A 5,631-nucleotide genomic window follows, 5' to 3' on the forward strand; every position below is an offset into this window, starting at 1 on the left:
CGTTGTGAAGCGCCTTTGTGGTGTGGAGGCGGGGTGTGTCCGATTTTTGAGAACTCAACAGCGTGCACTATGTTCAATGCCAATTTTATATCCTGGCTTGGTCTTCGGATCGGGTTGGGTTTCCTTTGGAAATTGATGTCAGTTTCCGGCTTTCGGGTCGGAGGGATGTCTTATTTGCTAGAGGTCAAACTTGATTCTCCTTCTCTTCGGGGTTGGGGGTCGTATTTTTTTACGGAGAGTTTGATCCTGGCTCAGGACGAACGCTGGCGGCGTGCTTAACACATGCAAGTCGAACGATGAAGCCTGGCTTGCTGGGTGGATTAGTGGCGAACGGGTGAGTAACACGTGAGTAACCTGCCCTTGACTCTGGGATAAGCGCTGGAAACGGCGTCTAATACCGGATACGACCTGCCCCGGCATCGGGTGTGGGTGGAAAGTTTTTCGGTCAAGGATGGACTCGCGGCCTATCAGCTTGTTGGTGAGGTAATGGCTTACCAAGGCGACGACGGGTAGCCGGCCTGAGAGGGTGACCGGCCACACTGGGACTGAGACACGGCCCAGACTCCTACGGGAGGCAGCAGTGGGGAATATTGCACAATGGGCGAAAGCCTGATGCAGCAACGCCGCGTGGGGGATGACGGCCTTCGGGTTGTAAACCTCTTTTAGTAGGGAAGAAGGGCTTCGGCTTGACGGTACCTGCAGAAAAAGCACCGGCTAACTACGTGCCAGCAGCCGCGGTAATACGTAGGGTGCAAGCGTTGTCCGGAATTATTGGGCGTAAAGAGCTCGTAGGCGGTTTGTCGCGTCTGCTGTGAAAACCCGAGGCTCAACCTCGGGCCTGCAGTGGGTACGGGCAGACTAGAGTGCGGTAGGGGAGAATGGAATTCCTGGTGTAGCGGTGGAATGCGCAGATATCAGGAGGAACACCGATGGCGAAGGCAGTTCTCTGGGCCGTTACTGACGCTGAGGAGCGAAAGCGTGGGGAGCGAACAGGATTAGATACCCTGGTAGTCCACGCCGTAAACGTTGGGAACTAGATGTGGGGGCCTTTCCACGGTCTCCGTGTCGCAGCTAACGCATTAAGTTCCCCGCCTGGGGAGTACGGCCGCAAGGCTAAAACTCAAAGGAATTGACGGGGGCCCGCACAAGCGGCGGAGCATGCGGATTAATTCGATGCAACGCGAAGAACCTTACCAAGGCTTGACATATACCGGAAACTTCCAGAGATGGTTGCCCCGCAAGGTCGGTATACAGGTGGTGCATGGTTGTCGTCAGCTCGTGTCGTGAGATGTTGGGTTAAGTCCCGCAACGAGCGCAACCCTCGTTCTATGTTGCCAGCACGTGATGGTGGGAACTCATAGGAGACTGCCGGGGTCAACTCGGAGGAAGGTGGGGATGACGTCAAATCATCATGCCCCTTATGTCTTGGGCTTCACGCATGCTACAATGGCCGGTACAAAGGGCTGCGATACCGTAAGGTGGAGCGAATCCCAAAAAGCCGGTCTCAGTTCGGATTGAGGTCTGCAACTCGACCTCATGAAGTCGGAGTCGCTAGTAATCGCAGATCAGCAACGCTGCGGTGAATACGTTCCCGGGCCTTGTACACACCGCCCGTCAAGTCATGAAAGTCGGTAACACCCGAAGCCAGTGGCCTAACCGTAAGGAGGGAGCTGTCGAAGGTGGGATCGGTGATTAGGACTAAGTCGTAACAAGGTAGCCGTACCGGAAGGTGCGGCTGGATCACCTCCTTTCTAAGGAGCTTCTGGGTACCGTAGGGTGCTCCAGTGTGCCAGTTCAAAGCGAATGTCTTTGCTGGTTGCTCATGGGTGGAACATTGAACTAGGTGTGGAGTGAGATTCGTCTCGTGTTAGTACGGCCTTCGGGTTGGGAACGCATGGTCGGGTGGAGTTCTGCGCATGCACGCTGTTGGGTCCTGAGGGATCGGGCTGGTTGTCTTCGGGTGGCTGGGTCGGCTCTTTGGATCTTTTTCTCATGCCTGGGTGTGTGGGGGAAGGGTACCGCCCGTATTTTGAGAACTACACAGTGGACGCGAGCATCTTTGATACAGGACTTAAAATCCTGCATCAAAAAGATTTGCGGGAATGCTTTCGGGTGTTTCTGTAGATCATTGGATCTGCAACTTTTCGAGTTGTGGTTCCTTTAACTCATGTGATTTCAAGTTTTTAAGAGCAAACGGTGAATGCCTTGGCATCTGGAGCCGAAGAAGGACGTCGTAATCTGCGATAAGCCTCGGGGAGCTGATAAACGAGCTGTGATCCGAGGATTTCCGAATGGGGAAACCCCGTCAGGCCCTTTGTGGTGACCTGGTGACTCCCGCCTGAATATATAGGGCGGGTAGAGGGAACGTGGGGAAGTGAAACATCTCAGTACCCACAGGAAGAGAAAACAACAGTGATTCCGTTAGTAGTGGCGAGCGAACGCGGAAGAGGCTAAACCGAGCCATGTGTGATACCCGGCAGGGGTTGCATGGTCGGGGTTGTGGGACTTTTCGTTGTGTTCTGCCGAGCATGGGACGTTACAGCGCATCATAGACGAACAGGTTTGAATGCCTGGCCAGAGCGGGTGCGAGCCCCGTAGTCGAAATGGTGTTATGGCGTGAAGAGTATCCCAAGTAGCACGGGGCCCGAGAAATCCCGTGTGAATCTGTCAGGACCACCTGATAAGCCTAAATACTCCCAGATGACCGATAGCGGACAAGTACCGTGAGGGAAAGGTGAAAAGTACCCCGGGAGGGGAGTGAAATAGTACCTGAAACCGTTTGCTTACAAACCGTCGGAGCCTCCTTGTTGGGGTGACGGCGTGCCTTTTGAAGAATGAGCCTGCGAGTTAGTGCTCTGTGGCGAGGTTAACCCGTGTGGGGCAGCCGTAGCGAAAGCGAGTCCGAATAGGGCGTTGTGAGTCGCAGGGTCTAGACCCGAAGCGAAGTGATCTATCCATGGCCAGGTTGAAGCGACGGTAAGACGTCGTGGAGGACCGAACCCACTTCAGTTGAAAATGGAGGGGATGAGCTGTGGATAGGGGTGAAAGGCCAATCAAACTTCGTGATAGCTGGTTCTCTCCGAAATGCATTTAGGTGCAGCGTTGCGTGTTTCTTGCCGGAGGTAGAGCTACTGGATGGCCGATGGGGCCTAAAAGCTTACTGACGTCAGCCAAACTCCGAATGCCGGTAAGTGAGAGCGCAGCAGTGAGACTGTGGGGGATAAGCTTCATAGTCGAGAGGGAAACAACCCAGACCACCAACTAAGGTCCCTAAGCGCGTGCTAAGTGGGAAAGGATGTGGAGTTGCACAGACAACCAGGAGGTTGGCTTAGAAGCAGCCACCCTTGAAAGAGTGCGTAATAGCTCACTGGTCAAGTGATTCCGCGCCGACAATGTAACGGGGCTCAAGCACGCCACCGAAGTTGTGGCATTGACATTTGTGGTAGGCCTTTGTGGTCCAGCCGTGTTGATGGGTAGGAGAGCGTCGTGTGGCGAGTGAAGCGGCGGTGTGAACCAGCCGTGGACGCTACACGAGTGAGAATGCAGGCATGAGTAGCGAAAGACGGGTGAGAAACCCGTCCTCCGGAAGACCAAGGTTTCCAGGGTCAAGCTAATCTTCCCTGGGTAAGTCGGGACCTAAGGCGAGGCCGACAGGCGTAGTCGATGGACAACGGGTCGATATTCCCGTACCGGCGAAGAACCGCCCAAGATAATCCAGTAGTGCTAAGTATCTGAATCCCTGTGATGGATCCCTTCGGGGTGAAGCGTGGGGCCTAGCGTACGACCCCGTGCTGGTGCGTTTAGCGTGTTAACAGGTGTGACGCAGGAAGGTAGTCGAGCCGGGCGATGGTTGTCCCGGTCTAAGGATGTAGGGCGAACGATAGGCAAATCCGTCGTTCATGTGCCTGAGATCTGATGGGTAGACGTGAGTCGAAATCGGTGATCCTCTGCTGCCAAGAAAAGCATCGACGCGAGGTTCTAGCTGCCCGTACCCCAAACCGACTCAGGTGGTCAGGTAGAGAATACTAAGGAGATCGAGAGAATCGTGGTTAAGGAACTCGGCAAAATGCCCCCGTAACTTCGGGAGAAGGGGGGCCTGAGGCGTGAACGGACTTGCTCCGGGAGCGTTCGATGGCCGCAGAGACCAGTGGGAAGCGACTGTTTACTAAAAACACAGGTCCGTGCTAAGTCGCAAGACGATGTATACGGACTGACGCCTGCCCGGTGCTGGAAGGTTAAGAGGAACGGTTAGCCGACGGGTTTATTCTTGTTGGCGAAGCTGAGAATTTAAGCCCCAGTAAACGGCGGTGGTAACTATAACCATCCTAAGGTAGCGAAATTCCTTGTCGGGTAAGTTCCGACCTGCACGAATGGCGTAACGACTTCCCAGCTGTCTCAACCGCGAACTCGGCGAAATTGCATTACGAGTAAAGATGCTCGTTACGCGCAGCAGGACGGAAAGACCCCGTGACCTTTACTATAGTTTGGTATTGGTGTTCGGTGTGGCTTGTGTAGGATAGGTGGGAGACTGTGAAGCGGGCACGCTAGTGTTCGTGGAGTCATTGTTGAAATACCACTCTGGTCACTCTGGATATCTAACTTCGGACCCTAATCGGGTTCAGGGACAGTGCCTGATGGGTAGTTTAACTGGGGCGGTTGCCTCCTAAAGAGTAACGGAGGCGCCCAAAGGTTCCCTCAACCTGGTTGGCAATCAGGTGTCGAGTGTAAGTGCACAAGGGAGCTTGACTGTGAGACTGACAAGTCGAGCAGGGACGAAAGTCGGGACTAGTGATCCGGCAGTGGCTTGTGGAAGCGCTGTCGCTCAACGGATAAAAGGTACCTCGGGGATAACAGGCTGATCTTGCCCAAGAGTCCATATCGACGGCATGGTTTGGCACCTCGATGTCGGCTCGTCGCATCCTGGGGCTGGAGTAGGTCCCAAGGGTTGGGCTGTTCGCCCATTAAAGCGGTACGCGAGCTGGGTTTAGAACGTCGTGAGACAGTTCGGTCCCTATCCGCTGCGCGCGCAGGAAATTTGAGAAGATCTATCCCTAGTACGAGAGGACCGGGATGGACGAACCTCTGGTGTGTCAGTTGTTCCGCCAGGAGCACCGCTGATTAGCTACGTTCGGAACGGATAACCGCTGAAAGCATCTAAGCGGGAAGCCGGCTTCGAGATGAGATTTCCATCCCTTCGGGGGAGAGGCTCCCAGCCAGACGACTGGGTTGATAGGCCGGATGTGGAAGACAGGACTCAAGACTGTTGAAGCTGACCGGTACTAATAAGCCGATAACTTGATAATCATTACACTCATACCGTTGTAAGGCTGGTAGGAGTGGTCAAAAGATTGTTCGCGTCCACTTTGTGGTTCCCAGAAGACGGGCACCCCTTGCCCGACCGTGAAGGTCGGGGAGGATAATTGAATACACGCACGGCGTGTAACCCAGATTTGACCACCCACCCGGGCAGGGTGTGGTGTGTCGCCAGGGTTACGGCGGCCATAGCGAGAGGGAAACGCCCGGTCACATTCCGAACCCGGAAGCTAAGACTCTCAGCGCCGATGGTACTGCAGGGGAGACCCTGTGGGAGAGTAGGACACCGCCGGACACCATTCACGATGGCCACCCAGA

Annotated in this window: 3 rRNA genes; all 3 read left to right on the top strand. The window is 54.8% G+C overall.

Going from position 1 to position 5,631, the window contains the following annotated elements:
- Nucleotides 1-228 precede the first annotated feature (228 nt).
- Nucleotides 229-1,751 (top strand): 16S ribosomal RNA (locus tag B0H03_RS15765).
- Nucleotides 1,752-2,173: 422 nt separating this feature from the next.
- Nucleotides 2,174-5,303 (top strand): 23S ribosomal RNA (locus B0H03_RS15770).
- A gap of 188 nt (nucleotides 5,304-5,491) precedes the next feature.
- Nucleotides 5,492-5,608 (top strand): 5S ribosomal RNA (gene rrf, locus B0H03_RS15775).
- Together the 16S, 23S and 5S rRNA genes form the textbook arrangement of a ribosomal RNA operon.
- Nucleotides 5,609-5,631 lie beyond the last annotated feature (23 nt).

Source organism: Rathayibacter iranicus NCPPB 2253 = VKM Ac-1602, assembly GCF_003149025.1.
Classification (GTDB): Bacteria; Actinomycetota; Actinomycetes; order Actinomycetales; family Microbacteriaceae; genus Rathayibacter; species Rathayibacter iranicus.